Source organism: Gordonia jinghuaiqii (genome assembly GCF_014041935.1).
In the GTDB taxonomy this organism is placed as follows: Bacteria; Actinomycetota; Actinomycetes; order Mycobacteriales; family Mycobacteriaceae; genus Gordonia; species Gordonia jinghuaiqii.
In genome coordinates, this window is the sequence record NZ_CP059491.1 from 4,507,519 (window position 1) to 4,525,031 (window position 17,513).

A 17,513-nucleotide genomic window follows, 5' to 3' on the forward strand; every position below is an offset into this window, starting at 1 on the left:
TAGCTCGCCGGGTGCACCCGCGTGGCGCGTCAGATCCCACCGCGCGAGACCAGCTGCGCCGCGATCACGTTGCGCTGGATCTCGTTGGTCCCCTCACCGACGATCATCAGCGGCGCGTCGCGGAAGTACCGCTCGACGTCGAACTCGGTGGAGTAACCGTAGCCGCCGTGGATGCGGACCGCGTTGAGGGCGATCTCCATGGCGACCTCCGAGGCGTAGAGCTTGGCCATGCCCGCCTCCATGTCGCAGCGCTCCCCCTTGTCGTACTGCTCGGCGGCGTGCCAGGTCAGCTGGCGGGCGGCGGTGAGCTTGGTCGCCATGTCGGCGAGGTAGTTGCCGATCGACTGATGCTTCCAGATCGGTTGTCCGAAGGACTCGCGCTGCTGGGCGTAGGCCAGCGAATCCTCGAGCGCGGCGGTCGCCACGCCCAGCGCCCGGCAGGCGACCTGGATGCGGCCGGTCTCGAGGCCCTTCATCATCTGACCGAAGCCCTTGCCCGGGACGGCGCCCAGGATGGCCGACTTGGGCGCGCGGTAGCCGTCGAAGGACAGTTCGCAGGTCTCGACGCCCTTGTAGCCGAGTTTCGGAAGGTCACGGGAGACGGTGAGGCCCGGGCCGTGCTCGACGAGAACGATCGAGATCCCCTTGTGCCGGGGGGTCGCCGAGGGGTCGGTCTTGCACATCAGCGCGATGAGTCCGGAGCGCCGGGCGTTGCTGATCCAGGTCTTGGCGCCGCTGATGACCAGGTCGTCGCCGTCCTCCTTGGCGACGGTCGACATCGCCTGCAGGTCCGATCCGCCGCCCGGTTCGGTGAGCGCCATGGTCGCCCGCATCTCGCCGGTCGCCATCCGCGGGAGATAGGTCTGCTTCTGCTCCTCGGTGCCGTACAGCGTCAGCAGCTTGGCGACGACGGTGTGACCGCCCATCGCGCCCGCGAGGCTCATCCAGCCCCGAGCGAGCTCCTGGGTCACGTGCGCATAGCAGGGCATCGACACCGGCGAGCCGCCGAACTCCTCGGGCACGGCCAGGCCGTAGATCCCGATCTGCTTCATCTGCTCGATCCACTTCTCGGGGTATTCGTTGGCGTGCTCCACCTCCTGGATCGTGGGCTTGACCTCGCGGTCGACGAACGACCGGACGGTCTCGACGAGAAAGGACTCTTCGGCGGAGAGCGTGCTCATGAAGGGTTCACCTGCGATCTGCGGAGGTAGCTGATTTGTACGGCCATTTTGTCGGCGGCCGGCACCGCTGTCAAGCTTCCCATCAGAGGTGGAGGTCTGATAGAACCGTGGAGGCAGTGATTTGGCCGCACATTTGAAATCGAGACTTGGAGCGATGGTGCAGAGAAGACGAGGCGTTCTGGTGGCTCCGGCCTCCGACGACCGCAAGGCACGCAAGGCACTGGCGTCGATCGCCGACGAAGTGGTCCTCGATCTCGAGGACGCGGTCACCCCCGCCAACAAGGATTCGGCGCGCGCCGCCGCCGCCGACCTGGTCGCCGAGTTCGGCGCCGAACGCGCAGTATCGTTGCGCATCAACGCGATCGACACCCCGTGGGCGCAGGCCGACCTCGCCGCCTGTGCACAGATGTCCGCCTTGACCTCGGTGGTGCTGCCCAAGGCCGACACCCCCGCCGATCTGCAGTCGGCCGACGCACAACTCGGCGACTCGTCCGCGCGTCTGCAGGCACTGCTCGAGACCCCGCGGGGCATCCGCGACGCCGGCGCGATCTGCGCCGCAACGGACCGGCTCGATGCGGTGATGATCGGATACGCCGATCTCGGCGCCTCCCTCGGCCGCGCCTCGGGACTGCCCATGCAGACCTGGCACGTCGTCCAGGAGACCGTCCTGCTCGCCGCCCGCGCGGCCGGCGTCGACGTGATCGACGGCCCCCACCTCACGATCGCCGACGACGACGGTTTCCGCGACGCCAAACGGTGGGTACGCGACCTCGGCTTCGACGGGACCTGGGTCATCCATCCGGCCCAGCTCGCGAGCGCCATCGAGATCTTCACGCCGGACCAGGCCGCGATCGACGACGCACGCCGCGTGCTGGAAGCCCTCGAGAAGGCCGCCGCTGCCGGTGCCGGTGCCGCCGAACTCGACGGCCGGATGCTCGACGAGGCGCTGGCCGTCTCCGCGCGGCGGATTCTCGCGAAGGGAGCAGCAGAATGAGCGAGCCCGTCGCGGTCGGCGGCCCGTACTTCGACGAGCTGCGCCACGGACAGGTCTTCGACGACGCACCTTCGGTGACACTGACGTCCGGGCTGGCGGCCTCCCATCAGGCGATCCTGGGCGATCGGCTGCGCCTGTCCCTCGACGCGCGCCTCGCGGCTCGCGTTCTCGGCCAGGGCACTCTCGCCCACCCCGGCCTGGTCACCGACATCGCGATCGGTCAGTCGACGCTGGCCACGCACCACGTGAAGGCGAACCTCTTCTACCGCGGGCTGCGCTTCCTGAGCTATCCGGCGATCGGCGACACGCTCACCACCGTCACCGAGGTGGTCGGATTGCGGGAGAACAAGTCCAAACCGGGTCGCGCTCCGACGGGACTGGCGGCGCTGCACATGATCACCACCGATGACAACGGCGCCACCGTCCTCGACTTCTACCGCTGCGCGATGCTGCCTCTCTCGCCCGCCGCGGACCCGGACCGCGTCGTGCATGCCGACGACCTGAGCGCCATCGGCCCCGGCGACGATGCGCTACCGGCCACTCCGGAGTGGGATCTCGACGCCTACCGGTCCTCGGTTGGCGGGCAACACTTCTCAGAGGAGCTGGCCGGGCGGGTCTACCGGTCGAGTGCCGACGTCGTGTCCAGCGCCCCCGAACTCGCCCGCCTCTCCCTCAACATCGCCGCCACCCACCACGACGAGCGCGTCGCGGGCAAGGCCGCGGGCGGTCGGCTCGTCTACGGCGGGCACACCATCGGACTGGCTCTCTCCCAGGCGAATCGGGCGCTACCCAACCTGGTGACCGTTCTGGGCTGGGACTCCTGCGACCACACCGGGCCGGTCCACGAAGGCGACACCCTCAGTTCCGAGGTCCTCGTCGAGGAGGCCACCCCGCTGGCCACCGGCGGCGGCGTCCTGCGGCTGCGGTCCAGGGTCGTCGCACACGGCGACGGCGAAGGCCGAGACGTCCTCGACTGGCGCTATCAGGTCCTGATGGCCTGATGGCCTCCCCGCCCGGCCACCGCCCACATGTTGCTTCCGACAAGGAGTTTCCCCGCATGACCACGAACCCCCGCCCGCTCGATGGTCTGCGCATCGTGGAGGTGTCGAGCTTCGTCGCCTCACCACTGTGCGGCCTGACACTGTCCCAGCTCGGCGCGGAGGTGATCCGCGTCGATCCGATCGGCGGCGCCGCCGACGTCAACCGCTGGCCGGTCACCGCCGACGGCAACTCGATCTACTGGAGCGGCCTGAACCGCGGCAAGAAGTCGGTGACCGCCGACTTCCGCGATCCCGCGGGCCAGAAGGTCATCCAGGATCTGGTCACCGGGAGCGGTCCCGGCGGCGGCATCCTGGTCACCAACGCCGGCGGCCGGGCATGGATGAGTCATGAAACGCTGTCCGCCATACGTTCCGACGTGATCACCCTGGAGCTCCTCGGCCGCACCGACGGCACACCCGGCGTGGACTACACCGTCAACGCCGCGCTGGGCTTCCCGTCGATCACCGGCCCCACCGACTACGCCGGAGTGGTCAACCATGCGCTGCCCGCCTGGGACGTCGCATGCGGTCTGTATGCGGCACTGGCCATCACCGCGGCCGTACGCCGCCGCGACCAGACCGGCGCGGGCGCACAGATCACGCTTCCGCTCGAGGACACCGCGCTGGCGATCGCCGGGACGCTGGGATACCTCACCGAGCCCCAGCTCGGCATCGGCAGCCGCCCCGCCACCGGCAATGACGTCTACGGAACGTATGGAACGGATTTCGTCGCCGCCGACGGTGGGCGCTTCATGCTGGTCGCGCTGACACCCCGCCATTTCCGCGATCTCGTGGCCATGACCGGGGTCGGCGACGCGGTGGCTGCCGTCGAGCAGGCCCTGGGCGCGGACTTCACCAAAGAGGCGGACCGCTACGCCCATCGCGGGGTGCTCACGCCGCTGTTCGCGGCCTGGTTCGCCCGGCACACCTCGGCCGAGATCGAAGCTGCCCTCGAGAAGGCGTCGGTACTGTCCGAGCGCTATCGCACCTTCGGCGAGGTCGTCGAATCCGGAGCGCTGCAGAGTAATCCGCTGTTCGCCGAACTCGATCAGCCCGGCATCGGCACGTACCTCGCCGCCGGACTCCCGGCGATCTTCGACGGGGAGCACTACTTCAGCGGCCCCGCCCCGGAACTCGGCTCGTCTACCGGGTTCTGACCCTTCGAGACATTCGCACGCCCGCTCCTCGCCGGAGCGAGGTACGCGGGTCGTCCGGATCACCTGTGCGCGAGATGATCCGGACGCGGCGGCCGCCGAACGGCTCCTGCAGCGGGGTGATGTTGCCACCGGAGGCATGCAGACAATTCGAATCGAAATAGAGCGCCGACCCGGCCGGCTCAGATGTGTTGCAACACCACGGTCGCGATCGACGACGCCTTGCCCGAGGAATTGGCCGAGACCACGCGCACCACCGACAGCGATCGACCACGGTGGCAGATCTCCGAGGTGAATGTGGTCGTGTCGGCGGCATCGCACGGGCGGACGTAGGTGATGTCGACGCTGGTGGTCCGCAGATCCCCCGTCGCCCCGACCGCGGAGGTGGCCGCGAGCTCCGAGGCACAGACCAGGATTCCACCGTGCACACTGCCCATGCCGTTCGCCGACAGGACGGTCGGCGCCATCGTGAGTTCGTTCGGCCCGGTCTCGACGAGTCCGAGCTGGTCGCGAACAGGTCCGTCCGGCGCATCGAGGACTTCGTGTGTCGCGTGAGCCCCCGGGGTGGTCGGCGCCTCGACGAGATGTGAGCGCTGGATCATCGTCGCGATCGTACGACCGGAGGGGTCGAACACCGCGCCGGTCGTCATCGCACCCCGCTCGTCGCGTGCGACGAGTTCACCGGTCACCCGCAACGGCGACCCGTCGAGGGGCGGGTCGGCGACGAAGTCCACGCGGATCCCGAGGGAGACCGGCCAGCGTCCGGCCGGACTCCCGGCGTCGACGATGTATCCGGTGACATCGTCGAGGGCCACGGCCAGCGCACCGCGGTTCACCCCGGCCGCCGAGTCGGCGAGCCACGGCCCGCCCTCGGTGCGCGCCTGTCCGCGTTCCGCCGAGATCGAGTGGCCGGAGATCCGCAGCATCACCTCGGGGCCGCCGATGTGGAAGAGAGAAGAAGTCGTGGTCATGATCTCCAGAGTGCATCGACGCGGTCACGGCGTCGCGCGGGGGTCACCGGTCCTCAGCCCTGCGAACGTCGGCGTACTCGAGGATCACCTCGACGGCGCGCGCCGCACTCTGGCACGCCCCCTCCATGGTGGTTGTCCAATCGGTTTTGGTCCAATCCCCCGCCAGCGCAAGGCCATCCACCTCGGTGCGCTGGTCGGGTCGGATGCCCGCGGTACCGGGTCGTTGCGCGAAAGTCGATTTCGGCATGCGGACGACATGGCTGTGGACAACCCGGGCGTCGGCGGCCTGCGGGTAGTACTTCCGCAGCATGTCCATCTGGATGTCGGTGATCTCCTCGTTCGTCTTGCCGATGAGATCGTAGGACGCCGAGACCGTCGTCGAATAGAAGTGGTTGTCCCGCGGTTCACGACCGTGCATGCGCTGGCGGTCCCACACCTGTTCGAGCACTCCCTCACCGCCGTACAGGATTTCGCCCCAGTCGGTCATCCCGATGGACCGGTCGAGATAGAGATTCACGCTGACGATGGGTACCGGGGTGAGGTTGTCGACGGCCTCGTAGATCCGTTCGTGACCCGGGACCTGATCGAGCAGGCCCTTCACGCCCCATACCGGGACCGCGCAGATCACCGCGTCCGCCGAGATGGTCTCGCCGTCGGCCAGCCGCACACCGGTGACAGTGCCGTCGTCGACCTCGATCGCCGACACCACCGCCCGGTGCCGCACCTGGACACCGGCGTCGGCGAAACGCTTCTCGGCACCCTCGATGAACAGGGTGTCGAGGTCGACGGTGGGGTAGCCGATCGAGATCGGCGTCCGTGTCTGTACCGCTCGGCGGGCCCCGGTCACGAGGAGATCGGCCGGCACCTTGGCCGAGGAGATGTCCGGCTTGTCGCCGGTGAGTCCGATGACGATGCCGTCCCACAACGCGGCGCGCGCCGACTGCGGCAGACCTATCCGCCGGAACCACTCGTCGGCGGTGATCTCGTCGAGCCATGCCGGCTGACGAAACGCCTGCCGGATCAGCGTGACCTGCGCGCGAGCGGTGCGGAGCCGGTCCAGGCCGGTGACGCCGGGTAGGTCCCCGACCGCGGCACGAAGCCCGGCCAGACCGCCGAATGCCGACCTGCGGGTGGCGCCGCCGGGCATCCGGGACGTCATGTGGCCCGGGAATGCGACGTGCTCGCGGGTGCCGACGCTCTCCAGATAGCGCATGAGGTGCTCATACCCGCTCGCGAAGACGTGTTGCCCGTTGTCGGGCACGTCGTCGACCGCGGGCAACGGCATCGAGATGGTGCGGCCGCCGAGCGAGCCGCGTCGTTCGAGCAGTGTCACCCGCTGCCCCGCCTCGGCAAGCCATACCGCCGAGGCCAGACCGGCGAGTCCCCCACCCACGACCACGCAATGCATGGGGACACGATAGCGGTCAGCGCTGACCGCTGCCGGGGGTTGACCGGGGTCGGGCGTCGCCGACCGCGTCCGCAGCGGGGACCGGGCCGGTGATCTTGACGTTCTTGGCCGCGACGAGAGCCGACAGGGCCTGCGGCACCAGCACGAGGCCGAGCACCGCCATCGCCAGGGTCCACGAACCGGTGAGGTCATGGATGCCGCCGATGAGGATCGGTCCGGCGGCGGCGGTGAGATAGCCGACCGATTGCGCCATCCCGGAGACCTGCGCGGTCTGCCGGGATCCGGAGCTGCGCAGAACCATGAAGAGCAGGGCCAGGCTGATGGAGGCGCCGGGCCCGGCCATCACGCAGGCCGCCCAGAACCCGGGCCACACATCGGTGGTCACCAGTCCCACGAATCCCGAGGCGCAGACGGCGAGCACCACCAGGGTGACGAGGCGCTGGTCGGCGAAACGACCGGCGACGATCGGCGCGAGGAGAGACATGATCAGGGCGACGACCTGTGCGGTGGCGAGCACTGCCCCGGCTCGCACCGGCGTCATCCCGTCGTCGACCAGGTACTGCGGGAGCCAGGCCGCAAAGGTGTAGAAGATCAGCGACTGGGTGCCCATGAACACCGTGATCGCCCAGGCGATCGGGTTTCTCAGCAACGACGAGGTGGGGGCGGCCGCCGTCACGCGATGAACCAGCGGGAGCTGTGGCACCCACACCACCACGGCGACCAGCGCGACGAGCGCCCACGAGGCCAGTGCCAGGCGCCAGTTCCCGCCCAGCGCGTCGCTGATCGGGACGCTCACACCGGAGGCGACCGCCGCGCCTGCGGACAACGTCATCGAATACAGGCCCGTCATCAGTCCGGACCGGTGGGCGAAGTCCCGTTTGATCAGCGCAGGCAACACCACGTTGCACGTACCGATGGCGACGCCGATGACGGCCGATCCGACGAACAGCGCCGGCGACGACGGCAACAACCGAACCGCGATCCCGGCGACCAGCACGAGCAGCGCACCGAAGATGACGCGCTCGATGCCGAACCGGCTGGCGAGCCGTGGTGCGACGAGCGCCGAGATCCCGAAGAAGAGAACCGGCAACGCGGTCAGCAGGCCTGCTGCCGCGCTGCTGAACCCCAGATCGTCGGAGATCGCCCCGATCAACGGGCCGACTGCCACCACTGCGGGCCGGAGGTTCGCCGCCACCACCATCACCCCGACCGCGGTGATGACCACACCGGCGCCGACCCGCTCGTTGCCCGACCGGGTCGGCCGGTTCACCGGAAGTGCATTCACGGTGCGGGAGAGTAGGAGACGAAGGCGGTCGGTGTCCGCGGGGGCGGGGTGATCCGCTTCGACACGCGATCACTCAACCAGGCAGCGTCTCTCCGCCGATCGGCGCCAGCACCTCTCCGGTGTAGTACGACGACAGTTGCTCCGCGGCGAAGAACACATACGACGGTGCGATCTCGTCCGGTTGGGCGGCCCGCCCCATGGGCGCCTGGGTTCCGAAATCCTTGACCGCCTCCGCCGGCATCGTCGCCGGGATGAGCGGTGTCCACACCGGGCCGGGCGCGACACAGTTGACGCGGATCTTCCTCTTCATCAACGACTGCGCCAGCGAGTAGGTCAATGCGAGCACCGCACCTTTGGTCGCCGAGTAGTCGATCAGGCTGTCGTTACCGCGCAACCCGTTGATCGACGAGGTGTTGATGATCGCGCCGCCGCCGGTGAGGTGCGGGACCGCGGCCCGCGTCGTGTGGAAGAAGCTGTCGATGTTGACGTCGAAGGTGCGTCGCCACTGCTCGGGCGTGAGCTCGAGGAAGTCGTCGACGACCTCCTGGTAGGCCACATTGTTGACGAGGATGTTCAGCGCCCCGAGATCGTCGACGGTCCGCTTGACGATGTCGGTGCAGTGTGCCGGATCGGCGAGATCGCCACGGTAGGCACGTGCTTGGCGGCCTTCGGCGTCGATCAGCTCGACGGTGTGCCGCGCATCGTTGTCCTCTTCGAGGTAGGCGATCGCGACGTCGGCGCCCTCCTTGGCGAAGGCGACGGCCACCGCGCGGCCGATCCCGGAATCGCCGCCGGTGATCAGCGCGGTCTTACCGGCCAGCAGATCGCGGCCACGGTAGTCGCGCATCTCGTCGCGAGGCCGATCCGGCATGTCGGCGGTCTCGCCCGGGTACGGAATGGTCGTCGGCTCGTGCACGGGATTCTCATCGCTCATGGGAGGACGGGTGCCCGGGTAGGGGCGCCGGGAAACATGAACCGTGCGGCCCGGCCGCCCCGATCGAGACGACCGGGCACGGCGATCAGGGTGCCTCGTCGGGCACCTCTTGGTCGAGCTTCTCGTCGAGACTCTCGCTCGTTCGGCTACCCGGGTGGTGTCGCCGCCCAACACCCGGGGTGACCTGCGGCACGGGGCCAGGCCGGGGCGCGTGTTCACTTTCGTGACGAGCTCGTGGACGGATTACGTCCGGCGCAGGCCGCCAGGTAAACTCCTACTTTGCCCGAGACCGTTGGCATCCTTGTTGATTTCGCGTTGTTTTCGCAGCTCTAGGGGTGATAGTGCCGAACACCGACCATCGCACTGCCGGCGATTCCCGTATTCGCCACGTAGGTAGTTTCCGGTTCCTCTTCGACACCGAGCAGTGGGAGTGGTCCGACGAGGTGGCCGAGATGCACGGCTACCGTCCGGGCGAGGTCACCCCGACCACCGAACTGCTCGCAAGCCACAAGCATCCCGACGATCGTCATGCCTTCGACGAAATGGTCGCGACGATGCTGAGCCGGCGCACCCCGTTCTCCAGCCGTCATCGCATCATCGACACGTCGGGCCAGGTGCACCACGTCGCGGTGGTCTCACAGCAGATCCTCGACGATGCGGGTACCCCAGTCGGCGCCGAGGGCTTCTACCTCGACCTGAACGGCTTCGACGAAGAAGCCGTCAAAGACCGCGTCGACGAGCATGTTGCGAGGTTCCGGGAGCACCAGGGAGTAATCGAACAGGCCAAGGGCATGATCTCGCTCGCCTACGGGGTGAGTGCCGATCGCGCCTTCGAGGTGATGCGCTGGCGATCACAGACGGCCAACGTCAAGGTCAACGAGCTCGCGCGCAGCATCGTCTCCGGCGTCCACACCCACATCGTGCTGCCCGACCCGGTTCGTCAGTCCTTCGACCACCTCCTCTTGAACGCGCACCAGTCCGACAACTGATCTGCGTCCGGCCCTCGCCGGACTCACTCCGGGTTTCGCCGCCACCGTCACGGGGTACCCGCGCACGCGAGCACGCGCCGCGTCGTCATGCCCTTCGACGCTGCTGCCGGCCTCGCTTGTACCCGGTTGAGAAGCAGCCGTTCAGACACGGAGTGAACGGATGTGACAGTGAGCGGACCGATCAGTCAACCCAGCGGTGCGGCAACCCTCGAGGCCGCCGGGACGTCAGTGGCCGTGCGGCCGGACGCGACCCCACGCCTCGACGTCGTCGGGGCTGGGCGGCGGGTCGGCTCGGGCGTCGCGGCCACCAGTCGTATCCGGGTGGCCTCGGTCCCGGAGTCGCATGTGTATGTCCGCCACCTGTCACCGCTGAACGGATCGGTGAGCGCACTGGACACGGGACCGGTGTCCGTGGTCCGGTTGCCGGACCCGGTGCCGGCCGACGGTGCCAAGGTGCCGGGCGGCTGGTGGCCCCCGTTGATGCTGGATCCCGCGTGGATCGCCGAGCACCACAGCGAGTTCGACGTCTTCCACATACATTTCGGATTCGACGCCGTCGAGCCCGCCGTGATGTCCGATGTGATCGGCGAACTGGATCGCCACGGCAAGCCGCTGGTGTACACACTCCACGACCTCCGCAACCCCCACCATCCGGAGCCGGGCGCCCACGAGGAGGTACTCGACCTCCTCCTGCCGGCAGCCGCGGAGGTCATCACACTGACGCCCGGTGCCGCCGAACAGATCTCCCGACGCTGGCAGCGCGACGCGACAGTACTACCGCACCCCCACGTGGTGCCGCCGGGACTGTTCGCACCCCGGGAGCCACGTGACGACGAGTTCGTCGTGGGCGTCCACGCCAAGAGCATCCGGGCCAACATGGATCCGTTGCCCGTCATCATGACGCTCCTCGAGGCGGCCGCGGACTACCCCGACGTGACCGTCCAGATCAATCTGCACGACGAGGTGTTCATCCCTGGAAATCACTGGTACAACCCGGATTTCGGCACCGCAGCACTCGCACTCTCCCGCCATCCGTATGCCCGCGTGCTGGTTCATGACTACTACACCGAGGAGCAACTGTGGGACTACATGCGCAGCTTGTCGGTATCGGTACTTCCGTACCGGTTCGGCACGCACTCGGGATGGCTCGAGGCCTGCCACGATCTGGGCACCCCGGTGATCGCCCCGAGTTGCGGCTTCTACCACCAACAGCAGGACTGCTTCACCTTCGAGTTCACCGAGGATCGATTCGACCCGGACTCGCTTGCCCGGGCGCTGGCTGATGCCTATTCCTCCCGTCCGACCGCCGCGCTGTGGCCCGACCGGCGCGCGCAGCGCGTGTCACTCGCCGAGCGCCACGCTGCCCTCTACACCCGGGCCATGGATGCGTGAGTCCCTGCGGATCGCCATCGTCGCATCCAGCCGGTACCCCATCGCCCAGCCGTTCGCGGCGGCGGCGCGGTCCGACGTCTCGATGCCGCCGCTCACGGTTCTGCAGGAGCACCACGCGTACCTGTCGTTGATGTTGTCGTTCACCCGCACCCCGGACGACTTCGACGTGATCCACAATCACAGCCTGCACCATCTTCCGGTGGCGATGGGCCCCGCACTCGACACCCCGATGCTCACCACCCTGCACACCCCGCCCACCCCCTGGCTCGAATCGGCCCTGGCCCTGACCCCGGGGACCAGGTGTGTGGCCGTCAGCCGCCACACCGCCCGGGCGTGGTCTCATGTGCTCGGCTCGATCCCCGTGGCGCACCGATGACCGGCGATCGCCAGGAGACGGTCGCGGTGATCACCATCGCTTCCGGACGCCATGACCATCTCGGTAGGCAGCTCGATGCATTCGACCACTCCACGGTGCGTCCCGATGTGCACATCGTCGTCGCCATGGACGATCCCGGCGTCGAGGAGGTGGCTGCCGCTCACCGGATACGGGCCGTCCCGTTCCGGTGCGACGAGCCGGGCACACTCCAGTTGGCCGACGCGCGCAACGCGGGTGCGGCCGCCGCCATCGCGGCGGGTGCCTCGATACTGGTGTTCCTCGACGTCGACTGCATCCCGGAACCGCTGATGCTGGAACGCTATCTGCGGTCGTGCGCGGCCACGGAGGAACTGCGGCTGCTCTACTGCGGACCGGTGACGTACCTTCCGGCCGACCAGACCGTCTTCGACGCCCGCGAGTTGAACCGGTTCACCGACCCCCACCCGGCCCGACCGTCACCAGGGTCGGGACAGACACAGCTGTCCACCGCGATGACGCTGTTCTGGTCGCTCTCGTTCGCCATCAGGGCTGCCGACTGGCTCGAGCTCGGCGGATTCCACCCCGGATACCGCGGGTACGGGGGCGAGGACACCGACTTTGCGATGTCCGCGGCGCACAACGGATTTCGGATCGCGTGGGTGGGTGGGGCGCACGCCTACCATCAGCATCATCCGGTGTCGGACCCGCCCGTGGAGCATCTGGCCGACATCCTGCGCAACGCACGGGTGTTCCACCGCCGGTGGGGCCGATGGCCAATGGAGGGATGGCTGAACGCCTTCGCCGACCGGGGACTCGTCGCCTACGATGCTTCCGCCGACGACTGGCTGACCGCCGATGATCAGCGGCGGAACTTCGAGAACCGGATCGTCACGGGGCGGGCCTTGTCACCGGCGCCGGATAGCGGTTCGCCGTAGGAGATCGTGTGGGTGTCGGTGACCGTCTGCACGATCCGCCACCCGAAGGTCGACTGGTTCAGTGCCACGCCCTGGACGAGCTCACCCCGGACCTCACCGAGAATCCCGTCGGCGGACAGGTGAAGAGTGATCTCGATCGACGAGCCGTCGGCCGCCGCGGCGATGATCTGTGAACAGATCTCGTCCACAGCCACCTTCGCGTCGATGACCTCGTCGAGAGACCAGTCATCGATGTAGAGGGCTGTCTCTACCAGTCCACGCACCAGCGCCAGACGATCGGTTACTGCCGGGACCCGCAACACCGTCGGTGAATCACCGTCGACTGCCAAATCAGAGGTCTCGTCGGAGTCGGTCATCAAATGAGTCTTCTTAATCCGTTGAGTAGTGGAGTGAAAGTTCGCCGGTCTGATCATGAGTGCCCCGCGCTTCCGTTGTTCAAACGCACGGCCCGGATCGTGCCGCGCTGATCTTGCCCCCATACACGTGAGGGCAACCGTAGCAGAATCACGCCCCGGCGATCGGAGGCCATGAGATCGACGCCTCCTTCGTCCCCGCCATCCGAGCACGACGTTTGACCGACGGCTCGTTGCGGTACCCGTCGGGCACATCGAACGGCGTATGTCGGGACGACAACGTCGACCGGATACGCAACTGACGCATCAGGGAGTTCACTCATGCCAGATCTGACACCCGACCGCGAGGTGGCCTCACGCGAGGCCATAGCCCGACGCCCGGAACGGAAGTCACGGGGCCTGAAAGCCCTCGGCCTGCTCGGATTCCTCTGCCTGGGACTGATGTTGGTCGCCGCCGCCACAGCGATCGCCGCCGGCGCCAGCGACCGTGACGGCACGGTGTGGCTCGCCGTGGCCGCAGTGGTCTTCGGCCTGCTCGCGGTGGGACTGCTCATCACCAGTCGAGTACTGCTGCGTCAACGCGCAGCCGGTGACGGCGATCGGGCCCACCAGGATCCGATCCAGCCCGAGACCACCGCCGAGGAGGCCGAGCGCTACGAGGAACGCTTTCACGGCTTCCCGGTGGACCACGCGGGCAAGCACGAACGCGGGCGTGAGGACGCACGACACGACAGCGGCGGACACGACGACCACGGACACGACGACAGGAAGGCCTGAACATGCGCGCAGTGACGTGGCAGGGAAAACGACACGTGTCGGTCGACACCGTCCCCGATCCGAAGATCATCGAACCCACCGACGCGATCATCAAGGTGACCTCGACCAATATCTGCGGCTCGGATCTTCATCTCTATGAAGTACTCGGCCCGTTCATGGATCCCGGTGACATCCTCGGCCACGAGCCGATGGGCATCGTCGAGGAGGTCGGCACCGAGACCGGAGATCTCCGCGTGGGCGACCGCGTGGTCATCCCCTTCCAGATCTCCTGCGGGTCTTGCCTTTTCTGCAACGACGGACTCATGACCCAGTGCGAGACCACGCGGGTCACCGAACAGGGAACCGGCGCAGCACTCTTCGGCTACTCCCAGCTCTACGGTTCGGTGCCCGGCGGACAGGCGGAATACCTGCGCGTACCGCAGGCGCAGTTCACCCACATCAAAGTGCCCCACGAGAACCCCGACTCGCGATACGTCTACCTGTCGGATGTCCTGCCGACGGCATGGCAGGCCGTCGCCTACGCCGAGATCCCGCGTGGCGGAACGGTGACCGTGCTCGGCCTCGGACCGATCGGCGACATGGCGGCACGCATCGCGGCGCACCAGGGTGCGCGGGTGATCGGCGTCGACCGTGTCCCCGAACGTCTGGCGCGCGCCGAGGTCCGCGGAATCGAGACGGTGAACCTCGACGGGGTCGATGACGTCGGCGACGCGATCCGTGACCTCACCGGCGGCCTGGGTACCGATTCGGTCATCGACGCCGTCGGCATGGAGGCCCATGGTTCTCCGCTGAACAAGGCGATGCAGAGCGTCGTCGGTCTTCTCCCGGACGCGATCGCACGTAAGACGATGTCGGAGGTGGGCGTCGACCGTCTCGGCGCGCTGTACTCCGCGATCGACATCGTCAAGCGCGGCGGAACGATCTCGCTGTCCGGGGTCTACGGCGGCGCAGCTGATCCGATGCCGATGCTCACGATGTTCGACAAGCAGATCCGGCTCCACATGGGTCAGGCGAACGTGAAGAGGTGGGTCGAGGACATCATGCCGCTGCTCACCGACGACGATCCCCTCGGCGTCGACACCTTCGCCACGCACGAGCTCCCGCTCGACAAGGCACCCGAGGCCTATGAGGCCTTCCAGCGCAAGACCGACGGCACCGTGAAGGTGATTCTGAAACCCTGAGTGCCAGTGGGCGAGTCAGGCGTCGGCGGTCTCTTCGGACTCGTCGACCACGACCTCGGCCCGCAGGTTCTCGAGGATGCGCGTCAGTAATCGGGACACGTGCATCTGCGAGATCCCGACGTGACGTGCGATCTCACTCTGCGACATCGACTTGAAGAACCGCAGGGTGAGGATCGTGCGTTCACGGTCGGTGAGACGTTCGAGCGCGGGCTGCAGGGTCACGAACTCTTCCACGAGTTCCAGACGTTCGTCGTCGTCGCCGAGAGTGTCCGCAAGGGTCCAGCCGTCGGCTGACGCGCTGGTCTCGGCGTCGATGGAACTGGCCGTGTACGCCGAGCGGGCGACCATCCCTTCGATCACCTCGGCAACGGGAATCCCCAGGTGTTCGGCCAGCTCGCTCGGTCGCGGCGACCTCCCCAGCGACTGCAGCAGTTCCTCACTCGCCTTGGCGATGTTCAGCGATGCCTCCTGAGCGCGACGAGGCACTCGGATCGACCAGGTGCTGTCGCGGAAGTACCGCTTGACCTCCCCCATCACCGTGGGGACCGCGAACGCCAGGAAATTGTTTCCGCGCTCGACGTCGAAACGGTCGATCGCGTGCATCAATCCGATCCGGGCCACCTGGCGAAGATCGTCGATGGGCTCACCACGCTCGGAGAACCGCCGGGCGACGTGATCGGCGAGCGGTAGGCACCGCTCGATGATCACGTCTCGGAGCTGTGCGCGCCGATCGTCGTCGGGTTCGTCGTGCATGGATCGCAGAGCGGGTGCCACGTCGCCGTAATCGTCGTGGTCGCCGCGCTCACGTGACGCCATTCTCACCACCAGACATTTACAATCTCGATGAAGACCGATGCGCAGATTTTCGCAGCATCAGTATCGATCGATGCAGGCACGCGTCTGAACATGCATCGTGCTCAAGCCAACCACGCTCGACGCGAGACGTCCAGCCGGTCCCCCGGTGCCGCATGGCGGCGTCGACCCTGTACACAGCGCCGGTGGTGGGCCCCCTCTTGTGAGCCGAGGCAAGGACCCGTAGGGTGATGAACGCGGTTCAAGGTAGAAGCTGCATCAGAAGCGGTAGGGCGCCCAGGGCTCCTCTGCTATCCAGCACCCACACGGCCAATCTCCCGTCGCGGACGATCGTGAACTTGGGGTACCGGCCGATACGGCCCGGCGCCAAAGCTTTTGGTCTCTCGCCGACCAACAGGCCGGCCAATACACTTCACCGAATCGAGAACATCATGAGTCTCTCCTCGTCGACCTCGTTCCGCTCAGCCTTCGACGCCGCAGCCGTTTCCGCCTCCGATGCCCATGCGCATCAGCTCGTGTCGCCGAAATCCTATTGCGTGCAGGGCTTTTCGGGAAGCGTCGATCGCGATTCGGCAGCCGATTTCGCGGCCGCTCTGGACCGGGTCATCAGCGGTACCGTCGACGGCATCGTCCTCGACTTCTCCAAGATCAGCTTTTTCGGCACCGTCGGACTCGTTCTGCTCCGGTCGTTCATCGACGACGCGGGCAAGCGCGCGATCCCCGTGGTACTCGTCGGCGGTCGCAGCATCACCCGGCCCCTGGAGCTGTGCGGAATGGCACGCTTTGTTCGAACATATGCGGCGATCGAAGATGCCGAACGCGCGCTCACCGAGGACGGCGTCGGGCCAAGTACCGTCGAACTCGCCGACGCCGACTAAGAGCTCTCGGGACGCTCGGAGTCACCTGCTCGTGGTGATCTTACGGGCGATCTCGACAAGCTTGGTGTTCGAGTCCTGCGAGAGCCTCTTCATGAGGTCGAACGCTCCGATGGCGTCGATCCCGAACCGTTCCATCAGCATCCCCTTGGCCTGGCCGATCACGTCACGATTGGCCAGCGCACTGTGGAACTGCTGGTCTTTTCTCATCGAGTTCCACGCCAACGCGGCATGCGTGGCGAACACGACGCCGATGTCCTCGGCTTCGAGATCGAAGGCGTGCGGTTTGTCCGCGAAGAGGTTGAGCGCGCCGATCGCGCCCTGGCTGGTGAACATCTGGATGGACAGCGTCGACCGCGTCGAGGTCTCTGCGAGTGCCCGAGCACGGTAGGCCGGCCACCGGGTCTCGCTCTCCAAGTCATCGATGCGCACGATCCGGTCATGAAGCGCGGCCGAGATACACGGGCCCTCGAGAACCTCGGACTGGATCTGATCGTGCAGCAGTGCGAGCGGATCGGTGGAGGCAAACGACTCGATGGATCTGCGGTTGCTCGCCACCGTCAGACTGGCATGCTCGGCGCCGGGGATGTCCATGACCGCTGCCTGCACGACTGCGGACGCGATCTGCCGGTCGTCGGCACCCTGACCGTTGTGCAGTTCACGCGCGAGTTCTGCGATACGCAGGTGCACATCGCCCTCGTCCTCGACCGGTGAGTTCATCCTCACTCCTCTCGTGTCCGCGCTTTCCGCACCACCCGGTGCCGGCTCGGCCCGAACCCCACCGTAACCCCTCCTCGCCGACTGTACGGCCGAGTCGATTGATGCCGACCGGGCCGACCCGGCCTGGAGCCGTGCGCACGCATCTGCCCGTCCGGC

Annotated in this window: 17 protein-coding genes and 2 pseudogenes; 10 read left to right on the top strand and 9 right to left on the bottom strand. The window is 67.3% G+C overall.

What is annotated here, in order from left to right; genetic code table 11:
* Positions 1-29: 29 nt before the first annotated feature.
* Positions 30-1,181: an acyl-CoA dehydrogenase family protein gene (locus H1R19_RS20075; RefSeq protein WP_188331352.1), complete on the bottom strand. Its 1,152-nt coding sequence runs from the start codon at positions 1,179-1,181 to the stop codon at positions 30-32.
* A gap of 181 nt (positions 1,182-1,362) precedes the next feature.
* Between H1R19_RS20075 and H1R19_RS20080 the strand changes: the two genes are divergently transcribed.
* From H1R19_RS20080 to H1R19_RS20090, 3 genes are read left to right on the top strand one after another with little or no spacing between them, the layout of a single operon-like run.
* Positions 1,363-2,175: an HpcH/HpaI aldolase/citrate lyase family protein gene (locus H1R19_RS20080; RefSeq protein WP_219849941.1), complete on the top strand. Its 813-nt coding sequence runs from the start codon at positions 1,363-1,365 to the stop codon at positions 2,173-2,175.
* On the top strand, positions 2,172-3,176 hold the full coding sequence (locus H1R19_RS20085; RefSeq protein ID WP_219849943.1) for a MaoC family dehydratase: 1,005 nt from the start codon (positions 2,172-2,174) through the stop codon (positions 3,174-3,176). The genes H1R19_RS20080 and H1R19_RS20085 overlap by 4 nt, the downstream gene beginning before the upstream one ends.
* Positions 3,177-3,232: 56 nt before the next feature.
* On the top strand, positions 3,233-4,372 hold the full coding sequence (locus H1R19_RS20090) for a CoA transferase (protein ID WP_188331355.1): 1,140 nt from the start codon (positions 3,233-3,235) through the stop codon (positions 4,370-4,372).
* A gap of 59 nt (positions 4,373-4,431) precedes the next feature.
* Here H1R19_RS20090 and H1R19_RS23320 read toward each other — a convergent pair.
* The 5 genes and pseudogenes from H1R19_RS23320 to H1R19_RS20110 form a co-directional block, all read right to left on the bottom strand.
* Positions 4,432-4,550, bottom strand: a pseudogene (locus H1R19_RS23320) (ectoine hydroxylase); the annotation flags it as partial.
* Position 4,551: 1 nt separating this feature from the next.
* On the bottom strand, positions 4,552-5,340 hold the full coding sequence (locus tag H1R19_RS20095) for a PaaI family thioesterase (RefSeq protein ID WP_188331356.1): 789 nt from the start codon (positions 5,338-5,340) through the stop codon (positions 4,552-4,554).
* A gap of 43 nt (positions 5,341-5,383) precedes the next feature.
* Positions 5,384-6,748 carry a hydroxysqualene dehydroxylase gene (locus H1R19_RS20100; RefSeq protein ID WP_188331357.1) on the bottom strand — a complete coding sequence of 455 codons (1,365 nt, stop codon included), beginning with the start codon at positions 6,746-6,748 and terminating at the stop codon, positions 5,384-5,386.
* A 16-nt stretch (positions 6,749-6,764) separates the two neighbouring features.
* Positions 6,765-7,949: a CynX/NimT family MFS transporter gene (locus tag H1R19_RS20105; RefSeq protein ID WP_219851798.1), complete on the bottom strand. Its 1,185-nt coding sequence runs from the start codon at positions 7,947-7,949 to the stop codon at positions 6,765-6,767.
* Between the two features lie 157 nt (positions 7,950-8,106).
* Complete coding sequence (locus H1R19_RS20110) at positions 8,107-8,967, bottom strand: SDR family oxidoreductase (RefSeq protein WP_188331358.1); 861 nt, start codon at positions 8,965-8,967, stop codon at positions 8,107-8,109.
* Positions 8,968-9,308: 341 nt separating this feature from the next.
* Between H1R19_RS20110 and H1R19_RS20115 the strand changes: the two genes are divergently transcribed.
* The 4 genes and pseudogenes from H1R19_RS20115 to H1R19_RS20130 all read left to right on the top strand — a co-directional run bounded on the left by H1R19_RS20115 (position 9,309) and on the right by H1R19_RS20130 (position 12,638).
* Positions 9,309-9,956: a PAS and ANTAR domain-containing protein gene (locus tag H1R19_RS20115; RefSeq protein WP_188331359.1), complete on the top strand. Its 648-nt coding sequence runs from the start codon at positions 9,309-9,311 to the stop codon at positions 9,954-9,956.
* Between the two features lie 315 nt (positions 9,957-10,271).
* Positions 10,272-11,348, top strand: a complete 1,077-nt coding sequence (locus tag H1R19_RS20120) for a glycosyltransferase family protein (protein ID WP_244971015.1) — start codon at positions 10,272-10,274, stop codon at positions 11,346-11,348.
* Positions 11,341-11,718, top strand: a pseudogene (locus H1R19_RS20125) (glycosyltransferase family 4 protein); the annotation flags it as partial. The gene H1R19_RS20120 and the pseudogene H1R19_RS20125, both read left to right, overlap by 8 nt.
* A 2-nt stretch (positions 11,719-11,720) precedes the next feature.
* Positions 11,721-12,638 carry a glycosyltransferase gene (locus H1R19_RS20130; protein ID WP_188331360.1) on the top strand — a complete coding sequence of 306 codons (918 nt, stop codon included), beginning with the start codon at positions 11,721-11,723 and terminating at the stop codon, positions 12,636-12,638.
* Here H1R19_RS20130 and H1R19_RS20135 read toward each other — a convergent pair.
* Positions 12,563-12,994: an anti-sigma factor gene (locus tag H1R19_RS20135; protein WP_188331361.1), complete on the bottom strand. Its 432-nt coding sequence runs from the start codon at positions 12,992-12,994 to the stop codon at positions 12,563-12,565. The genes H1R19_RS20130 and H1R19_RS20135 overlap by 76 nt on opposite strands.
* A 318-nt stretch (positions 12,995-13,312) precedes the next feature.
* Between H1R19_RS20135 and H1R19_RS20140 the strand changes: the two genes are divergently transcribed.
* Positions 13,313-13,768 carry a hypothetical protein gene (locus tag H1R19_RS20140; RefSeq protein WP_188331362.1) on the top strand — a complete coding sequence of 152 codons (456 nt, stop codon included), beginning with the start codon at positions 13,313-13,315 and terminating at the stop codon, positions 13,766-13,768.
* Positions 13,769-13,770: 2 nt separating this feature from the next.
* The gene (locus H1R19_RS20145; RefSeq protein ID WP_219849945.1) at positions 13,771-14,949 is read left to right on the top strand and encodes a zinc-dependent alcohol dehydrogenase; all 1,179 of its coding nucleotides are present in this window, start codon (positions 13,771-13,773) and stop codon (positions 14,947-14,949) included.
* A gap of 15 nt (positions 14,950-14,964) precedes the next feature.
* On the opposite strand, the gene H1R19_RS20150 is transcribed toward H1R19_RS20145, so the two are convergent.
* Positions 14,965-15,765 (bottom strand): SigB/SigF/SigG family RNA polymerase sigma factor, encoded by an 801-nt coding sequence (locus H1R19_RS20150; RefSeq protein WP_188331364.1) that lies wholly within the window; start codon positions 15,763-15,765, stop codon positions 14,965-14,967.
* A gap of 428 nt (positions 15,766-16,193) precedes the next feature.
* Here H1R19_RS20150 and H1R19_RS20155 point away from each other — a divergent pair, with 428 nt between their 5' ends.
* Positions 16,194-16,640 (top strand): STAS domain-containing protein, encoded by a 447-nt coding sequence (locus tag H1R19_RS20155; RefSeq protein ID WP_219849947.1) that lies wholly within the window; start codon positions 16,194-16,196, stop codon positions 16,638-16,640.
* A gap of 21 nt (positions 16,641-16,661) precedes the next feature.
* Here the strand turns inward: H1R19_RS20155 and H1R19_RS20160 are convergent, their stop codons facing one another.
* On the bottom strand, positions 16,662-17,357 hold the full coding sequence (locus H1R19_RS20160) for a GAF and ANTAR domain-containing protein (protein ID WP_188331366.1): 696 nt from the start codon (positions 17,355-17,357) through the stop codon (positions 16,662-16,664).
* Positions 17,358-17,513: the final 156 nt, after the last annotated feature.

Bases quoted from the DNA above. Each gene is read 5' to 3' on its own strand.
- H1R19_RS20135 (WP_188331361.1), bottom strand. From the start codon at position 12,994: ATGACCGACTCCGACGAGACCTCTGATTTGGCAGTCGACGGTGATTCA.
- H1R19_RS20095 (WP_188331356.1), bottom strand. From the start codon at position 5,340: ATGACCACGACTTCTTCTCTCTTCCACATCGGCGGCCCCGAGGTGATG.
- H1R19_RS20075 (WP_188331352.1), bottom strand. From the start codon at position 1,181: ATGAGCACGCTCTCCGCCGAAGAGTCCTTTCTCGTCGAGACCGTCCGG.
- H1R19_RS20145 (WP_219849945.1), top strand. From the start codon at position 13,771: ATGCGCGCAGTGACGTGGCAGGGAAAACGACACGTGTCGGTCGACACC.
- H1R19_RS20105 (WP_219851798.1), bottom strand. From the start codon at position 7,949: ATGGTGGTGGCGGCGAACCTCCGGCCCGCAGTGGTGGCAGTCGGCCCG.
- H1R19_RS20085 (WP_219849943.1), top strand. From the start codon at position 2,172: ATGAGCGAGCCCGTCGCGGTCGGCGGCCCGTACTTCGACGAGCTGCGC.
- H1R19_RS20130 (WP_188331360.1), top strand. From the start codon at position 11,721: ATGACCGGCGATCGCCAGGAGACGGTCGCGGTGATCACCATCGCTTCC.
- H1R19_RS20150 (WP_188331364.1), bottom strand. From the start codon at position 15,765: ATGGCGTCACGTGAGCGCGGCGACCACGACGATTACGGCGACGTGGCA.
- H1R19_RS20090 (WP_188331355.1), top strand. From the start codon at position 3,233: ATGACCACGAACCCCCGCCCGCTCGATGGTCTGCGCATCGTGGAGGTG.
- H1R19_RS20100 (WP_188331357.1), bottom strand. From the start codon at position 6,748: ATGCATTGCGTGGTCGTGGGTGGGGGACTCGCCGGTCTGGCCTCGGCG.
- H1R19_RS20140 (WP_188331362.1), top strand. From the start codon at position 13,313: ATGCCAGATCTGACACCCGACCGCGAGGTGGCCTCACGCGAGGCCATA.
- H1R19_RS20110 (WP_188331358.1), bottom strand. From the start codon at position 8,967: ATGAGCGATGAGAATCCCGTGCACGAGCCGACGACCATTCCGTACCCG.
- H1R19_RS20160 (WP_188331366.1), bottom strand. From the start codon at position 17,357: ATGAACTCACCGGTCGAGGACGAGGGCGATGTGCACCTGCGTATCGCA.
- H1R19_RS20155 (WP_219849947.1), top strand. From the start codon at position 16,194: ATGAGTCTCTCCTCGTCGACCTCGTTCCGCTCAGCCTTCGACGCCGCA.